Annotated in this window: 22 protein-coding genes; 5 read left to right on the top strand and 17 right to left on the bottom strand. The window is 42.3% G+C overall.

Annotated features, from left to right (window positions below; genetic code table 11):
• Positions 1–19: 19 nt before the first annotated feature.
• The 15 genes from J0654_RS09790 to J0654_RS09720 form a co-directional block, all read right to left on the bottom strand.
• Positions 20–517, bottom strand: a complete 498-nt coding sequence (locus J0654_RS09790) for a GbsR/MarR family transcriptional regulator (RefSeq protein WP_207028406.1) — start codon at positions 515–517, stop codon at positions 20–22.
• Between the two features lie 104 nt (positions 518–621).
• On the bottom strand, positions 622–1,020 hold the full coding sequence (locus J0654_RS09785) for a hypothetical protein (protein ID WP_207028404.1): 399 nt from the start codon (positions 1,018–1,020) through the stop codon (positions 622–624).
• A gap of 8 nt (positions 1,021–1,028) precedes the next feature.
• Entirely contained in the window at positions 1,029–2,048 is a 1,020-nt protein-coding gene (gene pheS, locus J0654_RS09780; protein ID WP_207028401.1) for a phenylalanine--tRNA ligase subunit alpha, read from the bottom strand.
• Positions 2,041–2,733: a hypothetical protein gene (locus J0654_RS09775; RefSeq protein WP_207028400.1), complete on the bottom strand. Its 693-nt coding sequence runs from the start codon at positions 2,731–2,733 to the stop codon at positions 2,041–2,043. The genes pheS and J0654_RS09775 overlap by 8 nt, the downstream gene beginning before the upstream one ends.
• A gap of 122 nt (positions 2,734–2,855) precedes the next feature.
• Positions 2,856–3,482, bottom strand: coding sequence for a carbonic anhydrase family protein (locus J0654_RS09770; protein ID WP_207028398.1), 627 nt, complete (start codon positions 3,480–3,482; stop codon positions 2,856–2,858).
• Positions 3,483–3,491: 9 nt separating this feature from the next.
• Positions 3,492–5,075, bottom strand: a complete 1,584-nt coding sequence (locus J0654_RS09765) for a SulP family inorganic anion transporter (protein WP_207028396.1) — start codon at positions 5,073–5,075, stop codon at positions 3,492–3,494.
• Between the two features lie 82 nt (positions 5,076–5,157).
• Positions 5,158–5,466: a hypothetical protein gene (locus J0654_RS09760; RefSeq protein WP_207028394.1), complete on the bottom strand. Its 309-nt coding sequence runs from the start codon at positions 5,464–5,466 to the stop codon at positions 5,158–5,160.
• A gap of 58 nt (positions 5,467–5,524) precedes the next feature.
• Positions 5,525–6,289 (bottom strand): SH3 domain-containing protein, encoded by a 765-nt coding sequence (locus J0654_RS09755; protein ID WP_207028392.1) that lies wholly within the window; start codon positions 6,287–6,289, stop codon positions 5,525–5,527.
• On the bottom strand, positions 6,286–8,070 hold the full coding sequence (locus J0654_RS09750) for a BatD family protein (RefSeq protein ID WP_207028390.1): 1,785 nt from the start codon (positions 8,068–8,070) through the stop codon (positions 6,286–6,288). The genes J0654_RS09755 and J0654_RS09750 overlap by 4 nt, the downstream gene beginning before the upstream one ends.
• Positions 8,070–8,963 (bottom strand): tetratricopeptide repeat protein, encoded by an 894-nt coding sequence (locus tag J0654_RS09745; RefSeq protein ID WP_207029584.1) that lies wholly within the window; start codon positions 8,961–8,963, stop codon positions 8,070–8,072. The genes J0654_RS09750 and J0654_RS09745 overlap by 1 nt, the downstream gene beginning before the upstream one ends.
• Positions 8,956–10,002: a VWA domain-containing protein gene (locus tag J0654_RS09740; RefSeq protein ID WP_207028388.1), complete on the bottom strand. Its 1,047-nt coding sequence runs from the start codon at positions 10,000–10,002 to the stop codon at positions 8,956–8,958. The genes J0654_RS09745 and J0654_RS09740 overlap by 8 nt, the downstream gene beginning before the upstream one ends.
• Positions 10,003–10,005: 3 nt before the next feature.
• On the bottom strand, positions 10,006–11,004 hold the full coding sequence (locus J0654_RS09735) for a vWA domain-containing protein (RefSeq protein ID WP_207028386.1): 999 nt from the start codon (positions 11,002–11,004) through the stop codon (positions 10,006–10,008).
• A complete protein-coding gene (locus tag J0654_RS09730) occupies positions 11,005–12,660 on the bottom strand; it encodes a hypothetical protein (protein WP_417949073.1) in 1,656 nt (551 codons plus the stop codon). It abuts the gene before it with no gap.
• Positions 12,661–12,665: 5 nt separating this feature from the next.
• Positions 12,666–13,532: a DUF58 domain-containing protein gene (locus tag J0654_RS09725; protein WP_207028383.1), complete on the bottom strand. Its 867-nt coding sequence runs from the start codon at positions 13,530–13,532 to the stop codon at positions 12,666–12,668.
• 69 nt (positions 13,533–13,601) lie between these two features.
• The gene (locus tag J0654_RS09720) at positions 13,602–14,603 is read right to left on the bottom strand and encodes an AAA family ATPase (protein WP_207028380.1); all 1,002 of its coding nucleotides are present in this window, start codon (positions 14,601–14,603) and stop codon (positions 13,602–13,604) included.
• Positions 14,604–14,762: 159 nt separating this feature from the next.
• Here J0654_RS09720 and J0654_RS09715 point away from each other — a divergent pair, with 159 nt between their 5' ends.
• The 3 genes from J0654_RS09715 to J0654_RS09705 are packed head-to-tail and all read left to right on the top strand — an operon-like array spanning position 14,763 to position 17,539.
• Positions 14,763–15,635: an aldo/keto reductase gene (locus J0654_RS09715; protein ID WP_207028378.1), complete on the top strand. Its 873-nt coding sequence runs from the start codon at positions 14,763–14,765 to the stop codon at positions 15,633–15,635.
• Positions 15,636–15,647: 12 nt separating this feature from the next.
• Positions 15,648–16,406, top strand: a complete 759-nt coding sequence (locus tag J0654_RS09710) for an SDR family NAD(P)-dependent oxidoreductase (RefSeq protein ID WP_207028376.1) — start codon at positions 15,648–15,650, stop codon at positions 16,404–16,406.
• The gene (locus J0654_RS09705; protein ID WP_207028374.1) at positions 16,403–17,539 is read left to right on the top strand and encodes an ATP-binding protein; all 1,137 of its coding nucleotides are present in this window, start codon (positions 16,403–16,405) and stop codon (positions 17,537–17,539) included. The genes J0654_RS09710 and J0654_RS09705 overlap by 4 nt, the downstream gene beginning before the upstream one ends.
• Here J0654_RS09705 and J0654_RS09700 read toward each other — a convergent pair.
• Complete coding sequence (locus J0654_RS09700; RefSeq protein WP_207028372.1) at positions 17,536–19,455, bottom strand: amylosucrase; 1,920 nt, start codon at positions 19,453–19,455, stop codon at positions 17,536–17,538. The genes J0654_RS09705 and J0654_RS09700 overlap by 4 nt on opposite strands.
• Positions 19,456–20,400, bottom strand: a complete 945-nt coding sequence (locus J0654_RS09695; protein ID WP_207028369.1) for a carbohydrate kinase family protein — start codon at positions 20,398–20,400, stop codon at positions 19,456–19,458.
• A gap of 141 nt (positions 20,401–20,541) precedes the next feature.
• Here J0654_RS09695 and J0654_RS09690 point away from each other — a divergent pair, with 141 nt between their 5' ends.
• Together J0654_RS09690 and J0654_RS09685 are read left to right on the top strand one after the other, a co-directional pair.
• Positions 20,542–21,267, top strand: a complete 726-nt coding sequence (locus J0654_RS09690; protein WP_207028367.1) for a metallophosphoesterase family protein — start codon at positions 20,542–20,544, stop codon at positions 21,265–21,267.
• Between the two features lie 45 nt (positions 21,268–21,312).
• Complete coding sequence (locus J0654_RS09685) at positions 21,313–22,308, top strand: acyl-ACP desaturase (protein WP_207028365.1); 996 nt, start codon at positions 21,313–21,315, stop codon at positions 22,306–22,308.
• Position 22,309 lies beyond the last annotated feature (1 nt).

The raw sequence follows: 22,309 nt of genomic DNA, 5'->3' as shown, positions 1-22,309 counted from the left end.
CGAACTTGCTTTGTTACGTTTATGGTTGTTGGAGTGATTGCTCTTTTAAAATTGATTCTAGTTTTTCGATTGATTTTTTTAACATCTTCTCGTTCTCGTTGACGTAGTCCAAGTAAACCTGGGTTCTTTCCTGTCCTTCTTCATACTTTTTTGGACTGTAATTTTTATGATACCCCATAACCAGCGTGATAATGTGCTTTTCGCTTTCAAGACGGTTCAGGTTCTCTTGGAGCTTGGAAAGGAAGAAGGTTTTCTTCTTTGCCGTTTTAAAATATCTTCTCCTATCGCCCGGCTTGGTGAAATAGGTAATTACACCCATATTCAGCAATAGGTTCAAAGAGGTAGAGGTAGAGCTTTTGCTGGCCCCTCTTTTTTCCAAGCAATCCTCAAAGGTGAGCCCATCCTGGTCCGTTAAGATCAAAATGGCATAAATACGGGCCGCCAATGGTGGCAGGTTGTGCTCCTGCTCCAAATGCACCCCTAATGTTTCAACAATTTCTTCCTTCGTATATTCCATGCAATGGATTTTTGAAGCAACAAATTTATAATTGGTTCGGAACAAACCGAACCAACGGGAACTAAAATTTTGTTAAAAGAATGTTTCCTTCGGATAAATACCCATCAACCCTCGGAAAGAATCCCTTCCTTGTCTATAATCGGGATTGTGGTAAGGCGATTTTCCGTGATGGAGTGTTTAGGAAATAGGAACCTTTTTTCAAATAGCTTGTTTTCAGCAAAAAAAGTAACAAAGAATTCATTGTTGAGCGCCAATACCTCCTCTTGAATAAATTCAATTTTTTTAAAGGACTTTGGTTCGACAACGCCAATGCCATGTCGCATGGTCGAGGTTTTTTTGTCATCATCAAAACCTTTGGAAACTACAATGGTCATTTCAATGGCATCCGCTCGGTTGTTGATGAGATAGGCATTCCAATCTTTGGATAGAAATTCATCGTTCCATTCGCGAATTATCGCAATGTGTACATCCTTGGCAACGGGAATTTCAATATCCTTTTTCATGGGAGGGTTTACAATGCGCTTTTGAACTGCTCCAAGAAACGAACATCATTTTCGCTAAGCAGGCGAATATCAGAAATTTGATGGAGAAGAAGGGCAATACGATCTATTCCCATACCAAACGCAAATCCGGAATATACTTCGGGGTCTATACCGCAATTCTTCAGAACGTTGGGGTCTACCATACCACACCCCATTATTTCCAACCAACCTGTACCTTTGGTCATACGGTAATCGGTTTCGGTTTCAAGGCCCCAGTATACATCAACTTCAGCGCTTGGCTCCGTAAAAGGGAAGTAGGACGGGCGCAATCTAATTTTTGACTTGCCGAACATTTCGGAAGTGAAATATTGAAGTGTCTGCTTCAAATCCGCGAAGGAAACGTTCTTGTCCACATACAAACCTTCCACTTGATGGAAAAAGCAATGCGAGCGTGCAGAAATGGCCTCGTTTCGATATACCCTTCCGGGAGAAATGGTCCTGATGGGGGGTTTATTGGCTTCCATATAGCGTACCTGTACCGATGAGGTATGTGTACGTAAGAGGATATCCGGGTCTGTTTGAATGAAAAATGTATCCTGCATATCCCTTGCAGGGTGGTACTCTGGAAGATTCAACGCGGTAAAGTTGTGCCAGTCGTCTTCCACCTCCGGACCTTCGGATACATTGAAACCAATTCTAGAGAAAATATCTATAATTTGGTTCTTTACAATGGAAATGGGGTGTCGGGCACCAATTTCGACCGGTTCACCCGGGCGGGTAAGATCACCATACTTGCCGGTAGCCTCTGTTTGGTTTTCCAGGGCTTCCTTGAGTTCGTTGACTTTATCGGTTGCAGCACTCTTTAGCTGATTGACAACCTTGCCAAAATCTTTCTTTTGCTCGTTGGGCACATTTTTGAATTCGGCAAAGAAACTGTTCAAAAGCCCTTTTTTCCCCAAATACTTGATTCGGAAAGCTTCAATTTCTTCCATTGAGTTCGAAGTGAACCTTTCTACTTCGGCGATGTGTTCCTTTATGGTATCAATCATGACTGCTTACGCTATTGGCGGACAAATTTAGCAAATTGTCCTTGAATATATAGGCAATTAAAAAATGTACTGCGATTCCGCCCAATAAATGCCATAACCAATGGGTACCCATTGGGAAGAAATTTTGATGTTGATCGATGCTCCTAAAGAAAACAGCGATTGCAAAAATGAAGAAGGCCGTAATGACAAAGCCTATATTCTTGCCCTTGGTCTTTATTAAGTACCACGTAATAGGAATAAGTATGGTTGCCGCGGTAATCACATAGCCGAGAGAGATTCTCAATCCAGCAGGAATAGGAAGTATACGTAGTAATAAGGAAGTTCCGAGCAGGACTATGACCCAGATGATTCGTTGCCACCAAATGCTGACGAGTTTAAAAATAAAATAGATGACCAATGCTGCACACAGCAACATTATGGGCATCCAATCCAAACGAAGCCAAAACTCATGGCTGCGCGTGGCATGGAAAACAGTACCCCCTACATAGCTGATCCCAATAATGGGAAGAACCCAAGCTAAAAAACGTTGTTGTCCTGGATTTCGATAGACCTTGATGCCCCAGTAAATGATCAATGCCAGAAATATAAGGTTGCTGAATGTGTTGAAGGGCTCTGCGGGAAACCTTCCCTCCATGGTTTCCAAATAAATGGGTCCCGAATCATTAGGGAATTTTGTGACTAACATGGGTATTAAAATATCAATAACAAGATAGGTGTTGTTGGCAACATCTTGAGTATAAATTTATAAATCAAAAGGGGGCGATCTTAAGATCGCCCCCTTTTGATTATGTTTGTTCATTAAAAAAATTACAAAAAAGTAACATGGCCATCTGAAATATCGTACATGGCTCCTACAATTGCAATTTCACCATGTTCTTCCATTTCTTTCAGGATTACACTTTGACTTCTAATGTTTTCAAGGGCCATTTCAACATTTTTAACGGCAACGGCGTCCACAAAATCCAAGTTCTGTGAATTTCTTTCGGACTCGTCTTTTGGCTCCTTTACTGCGTATACTGCAGGTTCAATCTTATTTATCAAACTGGTCAAATTTCCTAGGCGTGCATGGTCGCAGGCTCCTTTTACGGCACCACAACTGGTATGGCCGAGAACCACAATGGCCTTTGTGCCAGCAAGTTTGCATGCAAATTCCATACTCCCCAGAATATCCTGATTGATAAAATTGCCTGCAATCCTTATGCTGAAAATATCTCCTAGACCTTGATCAAAAACCAACTCTGCGGACACTCTGGAATCGATACAACTTAAAATGGTCGCAAATGGGAATTGGCCATCTTTGGTATCGTTGACCTGTTCCAATAGGTTTCGGTGTGCTTTTAAATTTTGTTGGAAACGCTCATTGCCCTCCTTTAAAAACTGAATAGCTTTTGCAGGAGTCATAGTTGATTGTGTTTCTTTCGTATGTGCCTTCATATTTATCGGTTATGCTGTTTTTTTGGGTCTTAGATTAAAAAATTCGATATAACTTTCAGGGTTCTCGACTTCTCCTCTTTCCGAAATAATTTTAATGTCGATGTTCCTGTTTTTCGCCTTACTTCTAAAATCGTCGAGAATTTCAACGATGTCATTGTCAAGATAGCGAGTTTTTCTCACATCCAATGTGAGGTATGAATTTTCTGGAATATTGTCCAATTCCTTTAATATGGCTCCTTTGTTAAAGAATGTTACCTCTTCGGCCAAGGTCATTTTTATCTTATGTAATTCTCCATCCTTTTCTTCAATGTGAAGAAAGTGGGAGTTTTGATAGCTTTTGATCAATACTACCACAATTCCTACCAAAAGACCTAAACTGATTCCAACCAAAAGGTCAGTGAACACAATTCCAACAACTGTTACCACAAAAGGGACAAATTGTTTCCAACCTGCGTGGTACATGCTTTTGAACAAACTTGGTTTGGCAAGTTTATAGCCTACAATAAATAGGATAGCGGCCAAAACGGACAACGGGATCATATTAAGTAGGGTAGGTATTAAAATTACCGATCCCAAAAGGAAGAAGCCGTGAATGATCGCCGAAGCTTTGGTCTTACCTCCAGATTGTATGTTGGCGGAACTACGGACAATTACCTGTGTAACCGGAAGTCCTCCGATAAGACCGGACATGGTGTTTCCGATACCTTGCGCGATAAGCTCTCGATTTGTGGGCGTGGTTCGCTTTTCAGGGTCTAATTTATCCGTGGCCTCTACACAGAGCAAAGTTTCCAAACTGGCAACCAATGCTATAGTAAAACCAGTGATCCATACTTCGGTATTGGTTATGGCGCCGAAGTTTGGAAAACTAAAAAAGCCTAGGAAGGACTCAAGACTATCCGGTACAGGTACCTTGACCAAATGCTCGGCCGAAATACCCCAGGTTTGATCCCCTTGTGTAATGGAGTAGTAGACTATGCCAATGACCACGGCCACCAGAGGTCCTTGAACAAGTTCGAATATTTTTGATTTTTTGGTCAATACCGTGCTCCATAAAATAAGGATGGCCAATCCGATTACCGCGATTAAGGTTGCTCCTGGACTGATATAATTAATAGAGTTGATGATCTCACTAAAGGTGTTTTCTCCATCCACTTGAAAGAATGCCCAGTCTCCTTCGGGATCGGCATCGTACCCAAAAAAGTGGGGAATTTGTTTTAAAATGATAATGATACCAATACCCGTAAGCATTCCCTTGATTACGGAGGAAGGAAAATAATAAGCTATGATACCGGCTTTAAGAAATCCGAAAACGAGCTGTATGATTCCTCCCAGTACTACGGCCACCAGAAAGTTTTGATAGCCGCCCAATGTACCGATGGCAGTGAGAACTATGGCGGCAAGTCCAGCGGCCGGTCCGCTAACACCAATTTGGGAGCCACTTAGCGCTCCAACAACAATACCGCCTATGATACCTGCTATAAGTCCTGAGAATAAAGGTGCGCCGCTTGCCAGTGCAATTCCCAAACATAGGGGGAGAGCCACGAAAAAGACCACAATACTGGCAGGTAAATCTTTTTTGATATGCTTGAACATAATGATATGTAAGTTTGTTCTTCTATTTGGTTAGGTAATTCATAGAAGAAGGTTAAAAATTGATTTGAATAAAATTTAAGTATTAAACCAATTTTCTGGGGGGAGGGTCCAAGATTTCGACGGTATAATCCGAGATTGGGAAAATGTACCTAAGAAAACCCAACGAATGTTCTTGTAGAAATGGATGAATGCCCCATTCCAAAAGATATTTGTTGTAGATATCGGACTCATCAAACTTTTTGATGGTAAAGACCTTGCTGCTTTTTTCCTCTTCCGCTGCACCAACTAGCATGGTTTCGCCCAACTCCTTATCCAGTAGTGGAATAATGGGAGCGGCCGATATGGCAAGTATCAGCAACAACGACATAAAAGGAAATAGGAATATCTTCACAAACAGCATCAATTTGAACTAAAGTAATGAATTCTGGGTAAGGAGAGCGGTTTTTTGCCTAAAAGTCCTTGATTTTCTTGACATTTTCCGCCTGTAGCCATCCTGTTTGACCATCAGCAATACGAATTCTCTTCCAGTCATCGAGCTCGTCCAAAATGTTCACTTTGGTGCCTTCATGAATGGTAAATACGGCATTACTGTTGCTGTTCGGCTCGGAGTTAACATTCACTTCTTTGGAAAATACGATAGCGGGGTCATTGTTCTTATTCTGTTGGTGATTGAGATAGGCCAACAAAACGCAAGCCACGCACAGGGCAAGCAAAAACATACTGGAAATAAATGCAGCCCTTTTTTGGTTGGCAGGTCTGAGAAAGTAATAGGCCATATACGCCAGCACAAACAAAAAGACAAAAACTACGGCGAAGTAAGCCCATTGATTATAACCGAACATACCAACAATCGAACTATAAATTCGGGACAATTCAGTTTTGGGCATTTCCTCAATGGCGTCCAACCTCATGTTCTGGGCAAACCTTAGATTGTTTTTGATTTCCTCGTTGTTCGGACTTAAAAGCAAAGCTTTTTCGTAATAATAGATACTGGGTCCGATAGCATTGAGCTTGTAGTAGCAATTGCCCAAGTTAAAGTATAGTGAGGCCGAATGTTCCCCGTTTTCAAGGATTTCCTTATAATTTTCAATCGCAGCGGAGTATTCACCTTTGTTATAAAGCTCCGTAGCCTCATTGAACAGCGTTTCGTTTTGGGCAAACCCAAAAGTAAGGCCAAGAAAACATACCAAAAAGGTTATCTTTTTTATGCTCATAACTGTTTGTCCAAATTAGAAATTACTTCACTGGCCTTTTCATAATCCTGTTGCATCTGCACATTGGAGAATGGGCTATAACGGGCCATTTCACAACTTGTCAAAAGTCCGATAAAACCTTCGACATCCCCTTTTTCAACATTCTTTTCGGATAGGATGCTGGTAATTTTATCCTTGCTAAACTCTGCGGTTTCTATGTGCAATTTTGCCTTCAGATAGTTGTGCAATCCTTTTTCCAAGGCAACATAAAATGCTTCTTTATTGCCCAATTCTTTTTTGGCGGTGGACAGATACTTTCTGGCCAGTTTGTTCGCTTTTTTAATTTTGTTGCCGACCACGTCACTTGCAATTGCCTCTCTTTTCTTGAAGGTGAAAATGGCTATTGGAATCAATAATAGTGGAGCGAACAACAGAATGAAAAACAGTCTTGAACCAAAGAAACGTTCTACCTTTATAGGGCTCAAGTTTGGGTTTATATTGATGAAAAGGAATTGTTCCCCGGTCGGCACTACGGTCTGTTTGTTTGCAGAAGGAGCTGAATTGGCAGCAGTGCTCAAAGGCCCTTCGATCACCTCGATATTGATTTCTTCGGAGTTGATGGTCTCATAACTGCCGGTACTAGGGTTGAAATAGCTAAAGGAGATGCTCGGAATTGGATACTTTCCTCTAAAGGAGGGTACTATCGTATAATTGTTGGCCACTTTTCCTTGCATGCCCGAGCTATAGGTATTAATGTCTTCCTCATATTCTGGATCATATACCTCCAAAGAACTGGGCAGCTCTGGTTCTGGAAGCTGGAACAGCTTTAAATTTCCCTTACCCGAAACCTCCACTTTGGCCTGAAGCGATTCAGAAGCATTCAACTGAGTCTTACTTGTGGTCACGGCAAAATCAAAATCCCCCACGGCGCCGCTAAAATTCGCAGGTTTTCCTGCTTCGGGTAATGGTTTTACATTGATGGTCCTTTTGCCTGCGGAAACGGTTTTACTGGTCTGGGTATAAATTCGACCACCGAAAAAGTCCCGACGATTGGTGGGAACATCCACAAATATTTCCAAGGAAAGTGGCTCAATGTCCAACTGACCAGGTTTTTGGGGATAGAGTACTACCCGTTTCAAAACTACATAGCGGTAGGGTTTTCCTTCGAATGTACCGTTTTGTGCCGTATGTTTTGTCACTGGAATATCCTGGCTCCAAAAATTATTGTAGGTAGGATTGTCCAACGGACGGTAATTCGTCACACTTATGTTTGGACTAACGTAAAGTTTATAAATAACCGTTACAGCTTCATTGAGGTACGGACTTCCTTTGGAAACCTCTGCTACCAAATGAAGGCTTTCATCTGCTACATCATCTACTGTTTTCTGTGCATTGGGTTTGTCAACTGCAGCAGTGACTTCTACTTTTTGAGGTGTAGTCTTGTAGGTCTGTCCATCAATTTCGATGGTAGCTTGATTAATGGTGAAACTTCCTCTTGCGGTTGGCTTTAAAACGTAAGAATAGGTTTTGGAAAAACTGCGTTTGCCGTTTACCCAAGATGAACTAATGGATTGTGATGGCCCCATCACTACATTGAACCCTTCAAATTGTGGGGGTTTAAAATTGTCACCATCCTTGTTCATGGTAAAATCTACCCGAAGACGTTCGTTGATTCCCAACTCCTCTTTGCTCAGGTTCATTACAAACTCGACCCCTTCGGTTTCGTCTTGGGCATGGGAATACAGTCCCGATAGAAGGAACATTCCCAAAAAAAGCAATATGTTGCCTTTCAACAGTTTCATTACCAGTCCTTCTCGTTTTTAACTTTCTTGCCGCGAACTTTGCGGGCCTCCATTTTTTCTTGCACTTTTTTCTCCTCGTTCTGCATGGCCTCTAGCAAATTCTGAATCTGCTGTTCGGAAAGTTGGTTGGGTCTGGGTTGCTGTTTTTTATCTTCAGGTTGGTCACCTTCATTGGGCTTTTTTTCCTGCTCTTTCTTCTTGTCGCCATCTCCTTTTTGGTTTTCCTCTGGCTTGTCCTCACCATTATCGCCCTGGTCACCCTTATCTTTATTTTCGTCCTCTTTTTGTTCTCCTTCGTCTTTCTTTTCGTTGTCCCCGCCCTCGTTGTTCTGATCTTGGTTTTTATCCTTGTCCTCGTTTTCTTGGTCCTTTTTGTCTTCGTTGTCTTTGTTTTGGTCGTTCTTTTGCTCGTCCTGTTGTTTTTCGAGCATTTTTTTGGCCAAGGCAAGATTGTAACGTGTCTCGTCGTCGTTGGGATTGCTGCGCAACGCTTGTTTGTATGCTTCCACAGCTTTTTTGTACTCTTTGTTTTTCATGAACACATTGCCCATATTATGAAAGGCTTTGTGTTTTTCTCCCTTGTCTTCTGCGGTATCGCCCGCTTCTTTATATCTACCAAAAGCTTCGCCGAAACTTTCCCTGTTGTAATAGGCGTTGCCTAGATTAAATCTTGCAACTGCATTTTTATTGCTTTTGGATATGGCTTTTCTATAATCCGCCTCTGCCGTAATAAAATCGTTGGAGGTCAGTTGCTCATTGGCCTCATACGTTAGGTCCGTTGAGGCTTGTAAGGCTTTCTCCGCTTCTTGGATCGCCTTTTCGGTAATGTCATCCTGCGCTTGGACTGCGCCAAAACATAGCAATAGTCCAAACATCAACTTTATCTTATTCATCATCGTGCTCATTAAAAAGATTCAGCTTTTTCAACCATTGTGTTTTTCTATCCAAAACGAAGATGTCCAAAAATAAAAATAAAAAGCCAGCGGCGAGGAACCATTGAAACTGGTCCTTGTACTCGGCAAATTGTTTGGCTTCAAATTCCGTTTTGTCCATTCGGTTCAGTTCCTCTTTGATGTATTCCACCGCATTTTCCGTGTTGGAACCATCAATATATTCACCATTGCCCCTGTCGGCAATCTCCGTTAATACGTTTTCGTTGAGTTTGGTAATGACCACTTCTCCTTGATTGTCCTTTTTTAAGCTTTCCACAACTCCATTTCGTTTGATGGGAATCGGCGCTCCTTTTGCCTTACCGACACCTATAGTGTAAATACGGATACCGTTTTGCGTAGCTTTTTCAACCGCGTTGACGGTAGAGCTCTCGGAATGGTCTTCTCCATCGGAAACAATAAAAAGCACCCTGTTTGTCTGCTGGGAATCATCATAATAGGTGCTTGCCAGATCTATGGCTGCGTTAATGGCGGTTCCTTGTGATGAGAGCATATCGGTGTTCATGCTCTGCAAGAACATTTTTGCCGCACCGTAGTCCGTGGTGATGGGCAATTGCGGATATGCTTGACCTGCGTAGGCAATTATCCCGATTCGGTCACTGGCCAATTGGTTTATGATTTCCGAAACAATACGTTTTGATTTTTCCAGGCGATTGGGTGCTATATCCTCGGCCAGCATACTCTTGGAAACGTCGATGGCAAATACAATATCCACACCTTCGCGTTTCACGGTTTCCAGCTTGGTCCCGATTTTTGGATTTACCAATCCCAACACCAAAAACGCAAGCCCTCCCAATAAAAACACCAATTTTACCGTGGATTTAAAGCTCGATCTATTGGGAGCCAAACGTTTTAACAGACTGGAATCGGCAAAACGCTTTTGTGCTTTTTTCTTCCAGATCTGAAGAAAAAAGAACACTAGGACCATAATCGGAATTATGGCCAAGAGGTAGAAATATAATTTTTCGTCAAACTGAATCATCTTCTAAATAAAACTTTTAAAGATGGAATTTCGCAATACCCATTCCAACAGCAATAAAATTCCTGCCAAGAAAATCAACGGCCTGAATTTTTCCTCGTACTTGTAATATTTGAATTCTTCTATTTCTGTTTTTTCCAACTTGTTGATCTCGTCATAAATCTCTTCCAAAGATTCGTTGTTGGTGGCACGGAAGTATTTTCCTCCTGTTACTTCCGCAATCTCTTCCAGCAATTCTTCATCAATCTCCACTTGTCGCATACCGTATCTATAGGAGCCGTCCCTACGATAGCCGATGGGAGACAGGGCATTTCCGTTGGTACCCAGACCAATAGTGTATGTCTTTATTCCAAATTCCACTGCTAAGTCAGCAGCGGTTCTAGGCTCAATAAAGCCAGAATTATTGACACCGTCCGTTAAAAGAATGATAACTTTACTTACCGCTTTGCTTTCTTTTAAGCGGTTTACCGATGTGGCCAGTCCCATTCCTATGGCCGTACCATCTTCCAATACACCATAGGTGATTTCTTCCAACGCCTTTAATACAATGGCCTTGTCACTGGTAATCGGTGTTTTGGTATAACTTTCGGCTGCATAGCTTACCAAACCGATACGGTCGTTAGGCCGTTCTTCGATAAAGTTAGCGGCCACTTCTTTTAAGGCCGATAATCGATTTGGTTTTAGGTCACGGGCCAACATACTGGATGATACATCGATGGCCATTACGATGTCTATACCCTTCGTGGTTTTGGTCCTGGTCGAAATGTCTTCTGTTTGGGGTCTGGCCAATGCAGTAATGATCGCAGCCAAGGCCAATAACCGTATTCCGAATAGGACAGGTTTTAATTTTGACGCCCAACTTTTAACGGTAAATCCCTTGATGCTCGAGATGCGCAGGGAAGCCATTTCATTTTTTCGTTTGAAAAAATACCACAGCAAAGCCAATGGAAGCAACAAGAGCAGCCAGAAAAATTCAGGATTTGCAAATTCTATATTCTCAAACATTTATGCTTGTGTTTTTACGTCTAAACTGTTCAAAATTCGGTCCACGATCTGTTCTGCATATTCATCGTCCTCTTCCCAAGTGATTACCACCTGTTGAATAAAACCTTTGCCGCCAAAAGTGAGAATGTTGTATTTGGCTCTTTTCGAGTCTCCATTGGGTCGTTCCAATGTACCCGTGCCATAGGTCTTTAATCCCTTAACACCCGATTGGGTAACAAACTCTTCTTGTTTGGTTATGATATTGGTAAGCCCCAACTGTTCAAAATTGGCCAATGTAGAGCCGATTACAGCATCAAATTGGGGGTCCTCTTTCTGTTCTTTAAATGTGATGGAACTGGTGCTGACAGAAAAAATGCCGACATAACTACCATAAGAAAATGCCTGAAGTTCTTTGATCAGTTCTTCGGTTTCTTTGGGCAGTTCCAGTTCTTGGCGTACCAAAACTTCCGGCGTTTCCAATTGTATAGGTGGAAAACCGTAAGAACTGGCCACCCACTCACTTTCCAACAAATCCTTGGTGGGATAACCAAAAATCGTATCACGAACTTTTTTGGTTCCAAAATAAACGGTGGATCCAATACCGCCCAAAACAATGATTCCTGCGAAAATGGCCGCGGCCCAGTAGATCCTTTTGCGTTGTTTTTTTCTCGCGAGTTCTTCCAGATATTCCTCATCCAACAACAAATCCTCTTCTGTAGGCTCAGGGAGTCCCTCGTGGGTTTTGGTCACGATTTCTTCGACCAGTTTTCTATCTTGTTCTGCAACGGTCGTTGCTGGCTTATTTTTTGCAAACTTCACCAAATCGGCCGTTTGTAATATTTTTTGAAATTGCTGAATGGTGTCTTCCTCCAATTTAAGTTCTCCAGCATCCCGCAACATTTCAAGTTTGGTGATGAGTTCGGAAGTAGTGCTCTCCATTGCCGAAACATGCACATCTTCTTCTAAATATGAACGGACAATGTTCGTGAGCTCCGAATAATACTGTTTATACTCGTCTTGGATGAGGTATTTGGAGTTTTCCAGTTTTTTCAGTTCCATCAAAGCTCGGTCGTAGGGTGGTAGCAATGCCACCTTTTCTTCCTCGGTCAATGGTTTTTTGCGCAAAAAGAACCAATAGACCAATCCTCCCACCACAATCAGCCCTAAAAGAATCCAAAGTGCGGTAAGCCACATATCGGCAGTGCTTCGCTCCACCTCGATAAGAGGTTTGATGTCGTACATTTTCTGTTTGGTGGTGTCCACGGCCACATCGGCAACCTTCACTTGGAATGAATCTGTGAAAAAGGGTTGCTCGTTAATGGCTATTCGCTGTGGTGGAATGGTATATGAGCCGCTATCAAACTGTGTCAGCGAATATATTTTTTGAAGGATGACCTTATCATCATTTTTTAGGGTATCGGCCATAATGGCCTCTACGGTTTCCAGTGGGGAAAAGGTTTGTCCTTCGGGAAAGAAAACAACATCGGTCGAATCTGCCTCAACCGTGATCTTGTACTTGATCTGTTCCCCTATTTTAATGGCCAGGGTATCCACTTCGGCATCGACCTTGGGCTCGGTCTGGGAATAACCGACCATAGGCAAAAGCATCAGCAACAATAAAACGCCCAAAATGGTTCGGACCTTTTTTATGTTTATGGTTTTATATTGACCGTACATTCGCATTATCCCCTTCGTTTAAAATATCCCAATAGCTTTTTAACATAACTTTCGTCCGCCCTGCAATTGATTACACCGCATCCTGACTTATTAAAGGAATTTGTAAAATATGCTACCTTCTCTTGGTAGTGTTCGCCATAGGCCAACCGCACCTGTTTGGATTGGGTGTTCACCAATTGGATCTCGCCTGTTTCGGCATCCTGCATTTGCACCATTCCCAAATTCGGTATGGTTTCCTCACGCTTATCATATACCCGTATTCCGGTCACATCATGTTTGTTGCCCACAATGCGAAGCGTATTGTCGTAGTCGTCGGCGATAAAATCCGAAAGCACAAAAACAATGGCTTTCTTCTTCATCACATTGGTCAGGAACTTTAAGGCTTCTGCAAGGTTGGTTTCGCTACTTTTTGGGTGAAACTCCAACAATTCCCTAATAATCCTGAGTACGTGGCTTTTTCCTTTTTTAGGCGGGATAAAAAGCTCCACCTCATCGGAAAACAGAATCACCCCGACTTTATCGTTGTTCTGAAGCGCGGAAAAGGCCAGCGTAGCGGAGATTTCGGTGATAATTTCTTTTTTGAATTGGTTGGAAGTACCAAAAAGCTCAGAACCACTTACATCCACCATCAACATCATAGTTAGTTCGCGCTCTTCTTCAAAGACCTTTACATAGGGTTCGTTGTAGCGTGCGGTCACGTTCCAGTCAATACTTCGTACGTCATCACCAAACTGATACTGGCGAACCTCACTGAAGGTCATCCCCCGACCCTTGAACGTAGAGTGGTATTCCCCACCAAAAATATGGTCGGAGAGCCGTCGGGTCTTGATTTCAATTTTACGTACTTTTTTTAGTAGTTCCTTTGTATCCATTTGGTTCAAAAAAAATTGGTTTTCGGGTTGGTTAAAGTATTGCTACTTATTCCGATAAACATTGAACCGCTAAGGCACCTCTACCTCGTTTACAATCTTGTTGATGATTTCTTCGGAAGTAATATTTTCTGCCTCGGCCTCGTAAGTGATCCCAATTCTGTGACGTAGCACATCGTGGACTACCGCCCTTACGTCTTCGGGAACCACATAACCTCTTCGTTTGATGAACGCATAGCACTTGGATGCATTGGCCAAGTTGATACTACCTCTTGGAGAAGCACCAAAACTGATGAGTGGCTTCAAGCTTTCCAAGTTGTATTTTTCCGGGTATCGCGTAGCGAAGATGAGGTCAAGTATATATTTTTCGATTTTTTCGTCCATATAAACCTCACGAACCGTTTCCTGGGCTCTCAAAATTTGCTCCAGGGAAACCACGGGCTTAATGGGTTCCGTATCACCTTTTAAGTTCTGACGGATTATGAGCTGCTCCTCGTTGAGCTTTGGATAATCGATTACCGTTTTAAGCATAAATCGGTCCACCTGAGCTTCCGGAAGCGGGTAAGTACCTTCTTGCTCCACCGGGTTTTGTGTGGCCATTACCAAAAAAGGTTTGTCCAAAATAAATGTTTCGTCGCCAATGGTCACCTGCTTTTCCTGCATGGCCTCCAGAAGAGCCGATTGTACTTTTGCGGGAGCCCTGTTTATCTCATCCGCCAAGACAAAATTGGCGAAGATTGGTCCCTTTTTAATGGAGAAATCGTTCTCTTTGATATTGTAGATCAGTGTACCGATAACGTCAGCGGGCAATAGATCGGGTGTAAACTGTATTCTGCTAAAACTTCCTTTAACCGCTTTCGCCAATGTGTTGATGGCCAAAGTTTTTGCAAGCCCGGGAACACCTTCAAGTAGAATGTGACCTTTTCCGAGCAGACCGATAAGCAAACGTTCAACCATATGGGTCTGTCCTACGATTGCTTTGTTCATTTCCACCGTTAAAAGGTCAATAAAAGCGCTTTCCTGGGCAATTTTTTCATTCACTGCACTAATATCAATAGTAGTGTTTTCTTCCATTTTAAACTTTTATTGTTTGGTATTAATGTCGGGGTTTTTACTAAGGTGTGCAAAATGAAAATTTATTTAAAACCTGCCTGTTAATTAATGGTTAAAAAAAACGCTAAACCCCTAGTTTTATGAAGGATTTAAGGGTTTAATTTTATACTTTAAGCGCATATGGAACAGACAACCAAATTTTCCCGCATTATATCGGGAGCAATGACATGGGGAAGTTGGGGTAAAAAACTTTCCAAAAATGAAATGATCGGATTGATGCACCATAGCATTGATTGTGGACTTACCACTTTTGACCACGCTGACATTTATGGCAGCTATTCCACAGAAAGAGATTTTGGAACTGCCTTCAGGGATAGCGGAATCAAAAGAGAGGACATCCAGTTGATCACCAAATGTGGTATTCAATTGACCCGTGGTAGGAACAACAAAATCAATCATTATCAATACGATAAAGATTACATTATCTGGTCGGCGGAAGAGTCGCTGAAAAAATTGAATACGGATTACTTGGACTTTTTTTTGATGCACAGACCAAGTCCGTTAATGCAACCCGAAGAGATGGCTGAAGCTGCCCAACATTTATTGCAAAGCGGAAAGATCAAACAATTTGGGGTGTCCAATTTTACGCCGTCTCAAGTAGCTATGTTGGAAAAAGCGATACCTGTGGAAGGAAACCAGGTCGAATTTTCCTTAACGCACCGCGACCCTATGTACGATGGGGCTTTTGATGATTGCATAGCCAACAAAAGAATGGCAATGGCCTGGAGCCCTTTGGGAAGTTTTTTCAGAGAGACCGAAGATCAGGTTGAACGGATTAAAGAAGCAATGGTCCCTTTATTGGACAAGTACGATGCAGACGAAAGCCAGCTCCTTTTAGCCTGGATTTTAAAACACCCTGCCCATGTTCACCCGGTTATAGGGACGACAAACAAGAAAAGAATAAAGTTGGCCGCCGAGGCCATAAAATTGGAATTGGAACTTCAGGATTGGTTCACCCTTTTGGTAGCGGGCCAAGGTCACGATGTTCCGTAGAATATATTTAGAATGTCAAAAAAAACAGCATTAATAACAGGAGCAACGAGCGGAATAGGAAAAGCAACCGCTGAACTTTTTGCAAAGCAAGGAATCAATTTAATCCTTTGTGGACGAAGGCAAGAGCGCTTGGAACAACTCAAAAATGAGTTGGGAAGGGATACGTCCATTTTCACGCTTAACTTTGATGTGAGAAATAGGGAGGATGTATTCTCTGCCATTGAAAGTTTACCCAAGGAATTTTCAGAGATAGACATTTTGGTCAACAATGCGGGGAATGCCCACGGTCTGGACCCCATAGACAAGGGCAATCCAGATGATTGGGATGCCATGTTGGACATCAATGTAAAAGGGTTGCTCTATATGTCCAAGGCCATCATCCCTAAAATGGTGGAACGCAAATCAGGGCATATCATCAATATTGGTTCCACGGCAGGTAAAGAAGTTTATCCCAACGGAAATGTATATTGTGCAAGTAAGCATGCTGTAGACGCCATAAACCAAGGTATGCGAATCGATTTAAATGCCTATGGTATTCGTGTTGGGGCTGTAAACCCAGGCTTGGTAGAAACCGAATTCAGCGATGTTCGATTCAAAGGAGACTCGGAAAGGGCATCAAATGTGTACAAGGGTTTTCAACCTTTAAAACCAGAGGATATCGCGGACATTATCCTGTTCGTGGTTACCCGACCCTACCATGTGAATATTGCCGACCTTGTGGTAATGCCCACTGCACAGGCCAGCAGTACAATTGTGAACAAGGAACTATGATCAATAAACGCCTACTCGTAAAAAATCTTTTAGCCCACAACGACGAGAATAGTTTTTACGACAAAAAGCGTTTTATATCCATTGGGGAAAAGGAAGGCAAGGCCAAATTTTTAAAGCATGTCTGTGCCTTGGCCAATAGCAACCCAAAAAATAATTCTTTTATCGTAATCGGGGTAGAGGATGAGGACAATACGATTGTTGGTGTCGATTTTTTTGATGACAGTAAGATCCAGAACCTTGTCAATGCCTATTTGGACAATCCTCCTTTGATTTCCTATGAAAACATTCCCTTTCCCCATTTGCCCGAAGGCAAGGTGGTCGGATTGGTCACCATCAGGTCCAATGGGAAGGTCTGTGCCCTGCGTAAAAATATTTGGAAGTACTACGGAGGTGCCGTTTTCTTTCGCGAAGGGAGCATTAGCCTACCAAAGGCTTTTGATATTGAACTGAAGGATATCAATTCCGAAAAGGTGGCCACCATTGAGCAGCACGCTCGGAACAATATCGAATATACGCTGGATGCCGTCATCAATTTCTTCAATACCAGACACCCTGATCTAACAAGTGATTACAAAGTTTTCAAAGAACAATTTGTGGTCTGTTGGGCGGGCAATAAAAAGAAGGTCAAAGGGAAGGTCTATTATTCCAGGGTGGATATTGAACTGATCAACGAACAAGTCAAATTGTTCTATTCCGCTTTGGATGAAATTACCATTGATTATGATGATGATTCCTTTAAAACGTTGGAATATGTGCAATTGGGATTGGGGTCTCAGCAAAAATATTACCCCTTGGAAGAGATGACGATCACATTTTCGGACAATGGGAAGTACACCATCAACAGTAAACTAATATTTGAACCACCCCAGTTTGATAAAAAAACGTTGTATCATGTGTACAATACCAATAATGCATTGCTCAAAAAACTGGAAAAACATATTCCATTGACCGATGCAGAGCATACGGATATTACCCATTTGCCTGCCACCTATCTTATTTGCTATTTAAATGGTTTTGAAGAGGCCAAGGATAAAATGGACAATTCCAGGGCATTGCTCAAGACCTACGATTCCCACGTGTACCAATCGTTGAAGGAGTCGCAACGGATATTGAGAAAGGTCAGGTATGCCTAGGGTTTCACCAGCCAGAGCATCTGATAGGGCATTATTTCCAAAAGTGCGCTGTTCAGACCCACTTTTTCACCGGATACCAAATCCAAAGGCTCTCCATTACTGAAATACCCCAGTTTTTTGATCCAGCTACTATCGATGACCTGGGCATTCTCATCAAAATTGCAGATGACCAACAACCCTTTTTGACCTTGGGTTCTTTCAAAAGAAAAAATATGATCATTCCCTGTGTGGCACAGCTGAAGATTGTTGCGGTCCGCGAAAACCGTGTTTTCCTTTCTTATTTTGATGAGTTTTTGAAGTGCATCGAATATGTTGGATTGGGGTAGGTCCTTGTTGTCCAAATTTGAAATGGTTTCCCAATCCTGTATCGGGCGGTTTACCCATCGGTTATCCCCTTTTTTTACAGGATCGTTTTGAAAGGAATAGTCGTTTAGTGTTCCTATTTCGTCCCCTGCATAGATCAACGGAATACCTCCGAAGGCCAAGGTGATGCCGTGCAGCATAATAATTTTTCGCACCGACTCTTGCAATAAGTCCTCATCTTTGTTTTTGATGGCCTTTTCAAGTCCCAACAAAGAGGCTGCGCTTCCCGTGATGCGTCCATCACCTGTTTTTGGATTGTACATAAAAAGCATGCCGGTGGCAGGTGACCAATCCAATCGTTGACAAAAGTAGTCCAACAAAAACTTTCGGTGCATTTCGGGGTTCCACCCCAATTCTTGTATGAGGTGGTTTTCGTATCCCAGTCCAATATCGTCGTGGCAACGGATATAATTGATCCAAGTACAATCCTTGGGTTTGGAAGGTATATGCATCAAGCTCTTATAGAGCAATTGCGTTTTTTTTGTGGCGATGGAATTCCATAATAGCGCCATTAAAGATGCGTTATAGGCAATCTCACATTCATTGCCTTGCCTTTCTTCTTCACCAAAATATTTTATGATGTCCGTTGGGGCCACAATGGCTTCTGCCAAAAGAATGGAGCCCGGGGCCACTACTTGCAGGCACATTCGGAACAGGGAGATAAGATTGTGCGCTTCGGGTAGGTTTTGGGAGATGGTCCCTATTTTTTTCCAAAGAAAGGCAAGTGCATCAAAACGGACCACATCCACGCCCATGTCCGTTAGCTTTACCAAATTGGTGAGCATTTCCAAAAATACTTGGGGATTGGTATAGTTAAGGTCCCATTGATAGCTATTGAATACCGTCATTACCCATTTTTCCATTTCGGGGATATAGGTAAAATTTCCTGGCGAACTTTCGGGAAATACCTCGGGCAAGGTTTTTTCAAATTCGGCAGGGATGGTAAAATCCTCGTAGATGTAATAGTACCGCTGGTATTTTTTATCTCCTTTCTTGGCTTTTTTTGCCCAAGAAAATTCATTGGAGGTGTGGTTGACCACAAAATCGAGCATCAAATAGATGCCGTTTTTACGGAATGCTTTGGTCAATTCGAGCAAATCTTCCTTGGAGCCATATTTCTTGTCCACCTCCAAGTAGTTGTTTACTGCATATCCGCCATCGCTTTCTCCCTTGGGCCTGGGGGTAATGGGCATCAGGTGCAAAAAGTTGATTCCAAGTTTTTTGAAATAGGGAATTTTTTCTTGCAGACCCTCTAGGTCTTTGTTGAAATGCTCCACATAAAGCTGCATGCCCACCAGCTTTTCGGATTGGTACCAATTGCCGGATTGCAATCTATTTAAATCTTGGTTCCGCAATATTTCGGGTCTCTCCAAAAACAAAGTGGGAAGTAAATTCAATAATTTTTGGAAATCTTTTTCGTGATGCTCTTCTGGGTATAGGGAAAAGAATTGTTTTTGAATGAGGGTGAGGTTGGCGGCCAATCGTTGATCAAATAGCTCTTGATCGTTCTTGTCTTTTTGGCTGAGCAGTCTATGTAATTTAGCTTGGTTCATTTATTTTTCCAGATCTTCTTTTGTAGGCAGAGCCACAATTGCCCCATAATTTGTGGTGGTTATGGCCCCTGCTTTGTTGGCCATGGCGACCATTTTTTCAACGAGTGAAAAATCCTCGAAAACTGGTTCAAAATTGCCGAGGTCCGAAATTTGGTACAACAAGCACCCAATAAAAGAATCACCCGCTCCTGTAGTGTCAACAGGGGCAACCTTCACGCTTGGAATCACTTTTTTGGTACCGTTCATACTCAATAAAGTCCCGTCCTTGCCCAATGTTACCGTAATAATTTTAGTCCCTGCCTTGTGCAATACGTCACAAGCCTCATGTAAATCTTCTTTTCCAGAGATAAGCTGTGCCTCCTCCAAGCTAAACTTGCATAGGTGTGATTTCTCCACAAACGGCATACATTTCTTAATAAAGGTTTCCTCATCCTCTTTCCAAAGGTCAATTCTAAAATTGGGATCGAAACTGATAAACATCTCCTTGGTAAGTCCATCAAAAAGATATTTGGTGTACGTTTTCTCCAGAGGTCCGCCCAAAAGAGCGGTGGCTGCGCCAAGATGAAGGATGTTCCCAGGAAGATTTTTCCGAAGATCGGGATTGTATTTGAGTTCCCTATCGGCCCCTCTACTAAAAACAAAATCACGTTCTCCATCTTCCGAGAGTGAAACAAAGGCAAGCGTAGTAAAGGTTTTCGATAGTTGTGCCAGTGAAATATCGACCCCTTCCTTCTTCAGGGTTTCCAAAAGGAATTTACCAAAGGGGTCCTCGCCAACACATCCGATAAAAACACCGTTTCCGCCCAATTTGGAAATGGCGCAGGCTACATTGGCGGGAGCACCGCCTGCTTTCTTGGTAAACACATTGGCTTTGGAAAGGTCGCTTCCTTGTCGTTCAGCAACAAAATCTATCAGTAATTCACCAATACAGTAAACTTTTTTCATAGTATTCTAAGGTACATAGAAATTGATACCATGTCCAAAAATCAGTTAGTTTTATTTGAATTCTAGGTTAAATACGTGATAAAGCCGCTAGGATTTTTCACAGGCCAACCATTTGTGTGTAATTTCGTGAAAAACTTTTCTATGCGAACACTTGTTGTGGGCGACATTCATTCTGGGGTACGGGCGTTGGAACAATTAATGACGAAGGCGAAGGTTACTCCGAACGACCATATTGTTTTTTTGGGAGATTATGTGGATGCTTGGAGTACAGCGGTGGAAACCATCGATTTTTTAATTCAATTGCAAAGTGAGTATACCTGTACGTTCATTCGGGGAAATCACGATGAGCTTTGCAGGGCTTGGCTCGAGGATCAAAAGGAAAATCCACAATGGTTGGCGCACGGGGGAATGGCGACAAGGGAATCCTATTTAAATGCGGACAGGGACAAATGGGACATACATCTTAAGTTTTATAAAAATTTAAAAAACTATCACCTTACCAATGACAACCGATTGTACCTACATGCTGGTTATACCAATTTAAAGGGTATCGAATATGAATATTTTGAGCAATCCTTTTACTGGGATCGGACCTTATGGGAGTTGGTCACCGCACTTGATCCCGACCTGACTCCTACAGACCCAAAGTTTCCAAAAAGATTGACCCACTACAAGGAAGTTTTTATAGGTCACACTCCGTTATCCAAAAATGAGTTTGTACATCCACAGAAAAAGGCAAATGTTTGGAATGTGGATACAGGAGCTGCTTTTAAGGGAGGATTGACTATGTTGGATGTCGAAACCAAGGAATATTGGCAAAGTGATCCCGTACATACATTTTATCCTGGAGAAAGAGGAAGAAATTAGCGGTAAAATCATTAACTTATAAGAACTATAAATAAAACCCCGAATATGTCGATCAAGAATGTACGATTGGAAGTAATGCAGGCAATTGAACCCAAGGTAGAAGGGTTCATTGATGAATTTCTTATACCAACAGAAAAAATATGGCAACCCACCGATTTTTTGCCGGATTCACAAAGCGATCATTTTTTTGATGAAGTAGAAAAAATCCGCGGCGAAGCCAAAGAACTAGGTTATGATTTTTGGGTTACCCTAGTGGCCGATACCATAACAGAAGAGGCCTTGCCGACTTACGAATCTTGGTTGATGGACGTGGAGGGCATAGACCAACACAACGGAAAGGAAAATGGCTGGAGCAAATGGGTGCGGGCCTGGACCGCCGAGGAGAATCGTCATGGCGATGTCTTGAACAAGTATTTGTACCTGTCGGGCCGCGTAAATATGCGCGAAATCGAGATTACCACACAGCATTTGATATCTGATGGATTTGACATAGGCACCGATAGAGACCCATATAAGAACTTTGTATATACCACTTTTCAGGAGTTGGCTACCAATATTTCGCATAAAAGGGTGGGTAAAATGGCCAGGAAGAAGGGAAATCCACTTTTGGCAAAAATGTGTACCATAATCGCTGGAGATGAGATGAGACACCATTTGGCTTATCGAGAGTTCGTTAAAACAATTATGGGGCAAGACCCCGACGGCATGGTATTGGCCTTTGCAGATATGATGAAGAAAAAAATTGTGATGCCAGCACATTTTTTACGAGAGTCGGGCGGTACCATTGGCGAAGCTTTTGAGCAGTTTTCCAATTGTGCACAACGATTGGGAGTGTATACCGCTCAGGACTATATCGATATTCTGAAAAAATTGAACGATTATTGGGACATCGGAAACCTCAGGGGATTGTCTGACCAGGCCGATAAAGCAAGGGTTTATTTAATGAAACTTCCAGAACGATTGCAGCGTATTTCCGAGCGAATGCAATTTTCGCAAGACCAATATACATTTAAGTGGGTGGAGGCCAACGGTAGGCTCTAGA

The sequence above is a fragment of the Flagellimonas profundi genome (assembly GCF_017313275.1).
Classification (GTDB): Bacteria; Bacteroidota; Bacteroidia; order Flavobacteriales; family Flavobacteriaceae; genus Flagellimonas; species Flagellimonas profundi.
The sequence above is the reverse complement of the archived record's forward strand: the minus strand, read 5'-3'. Positions and strand labels throughout refer to the sequence as shown.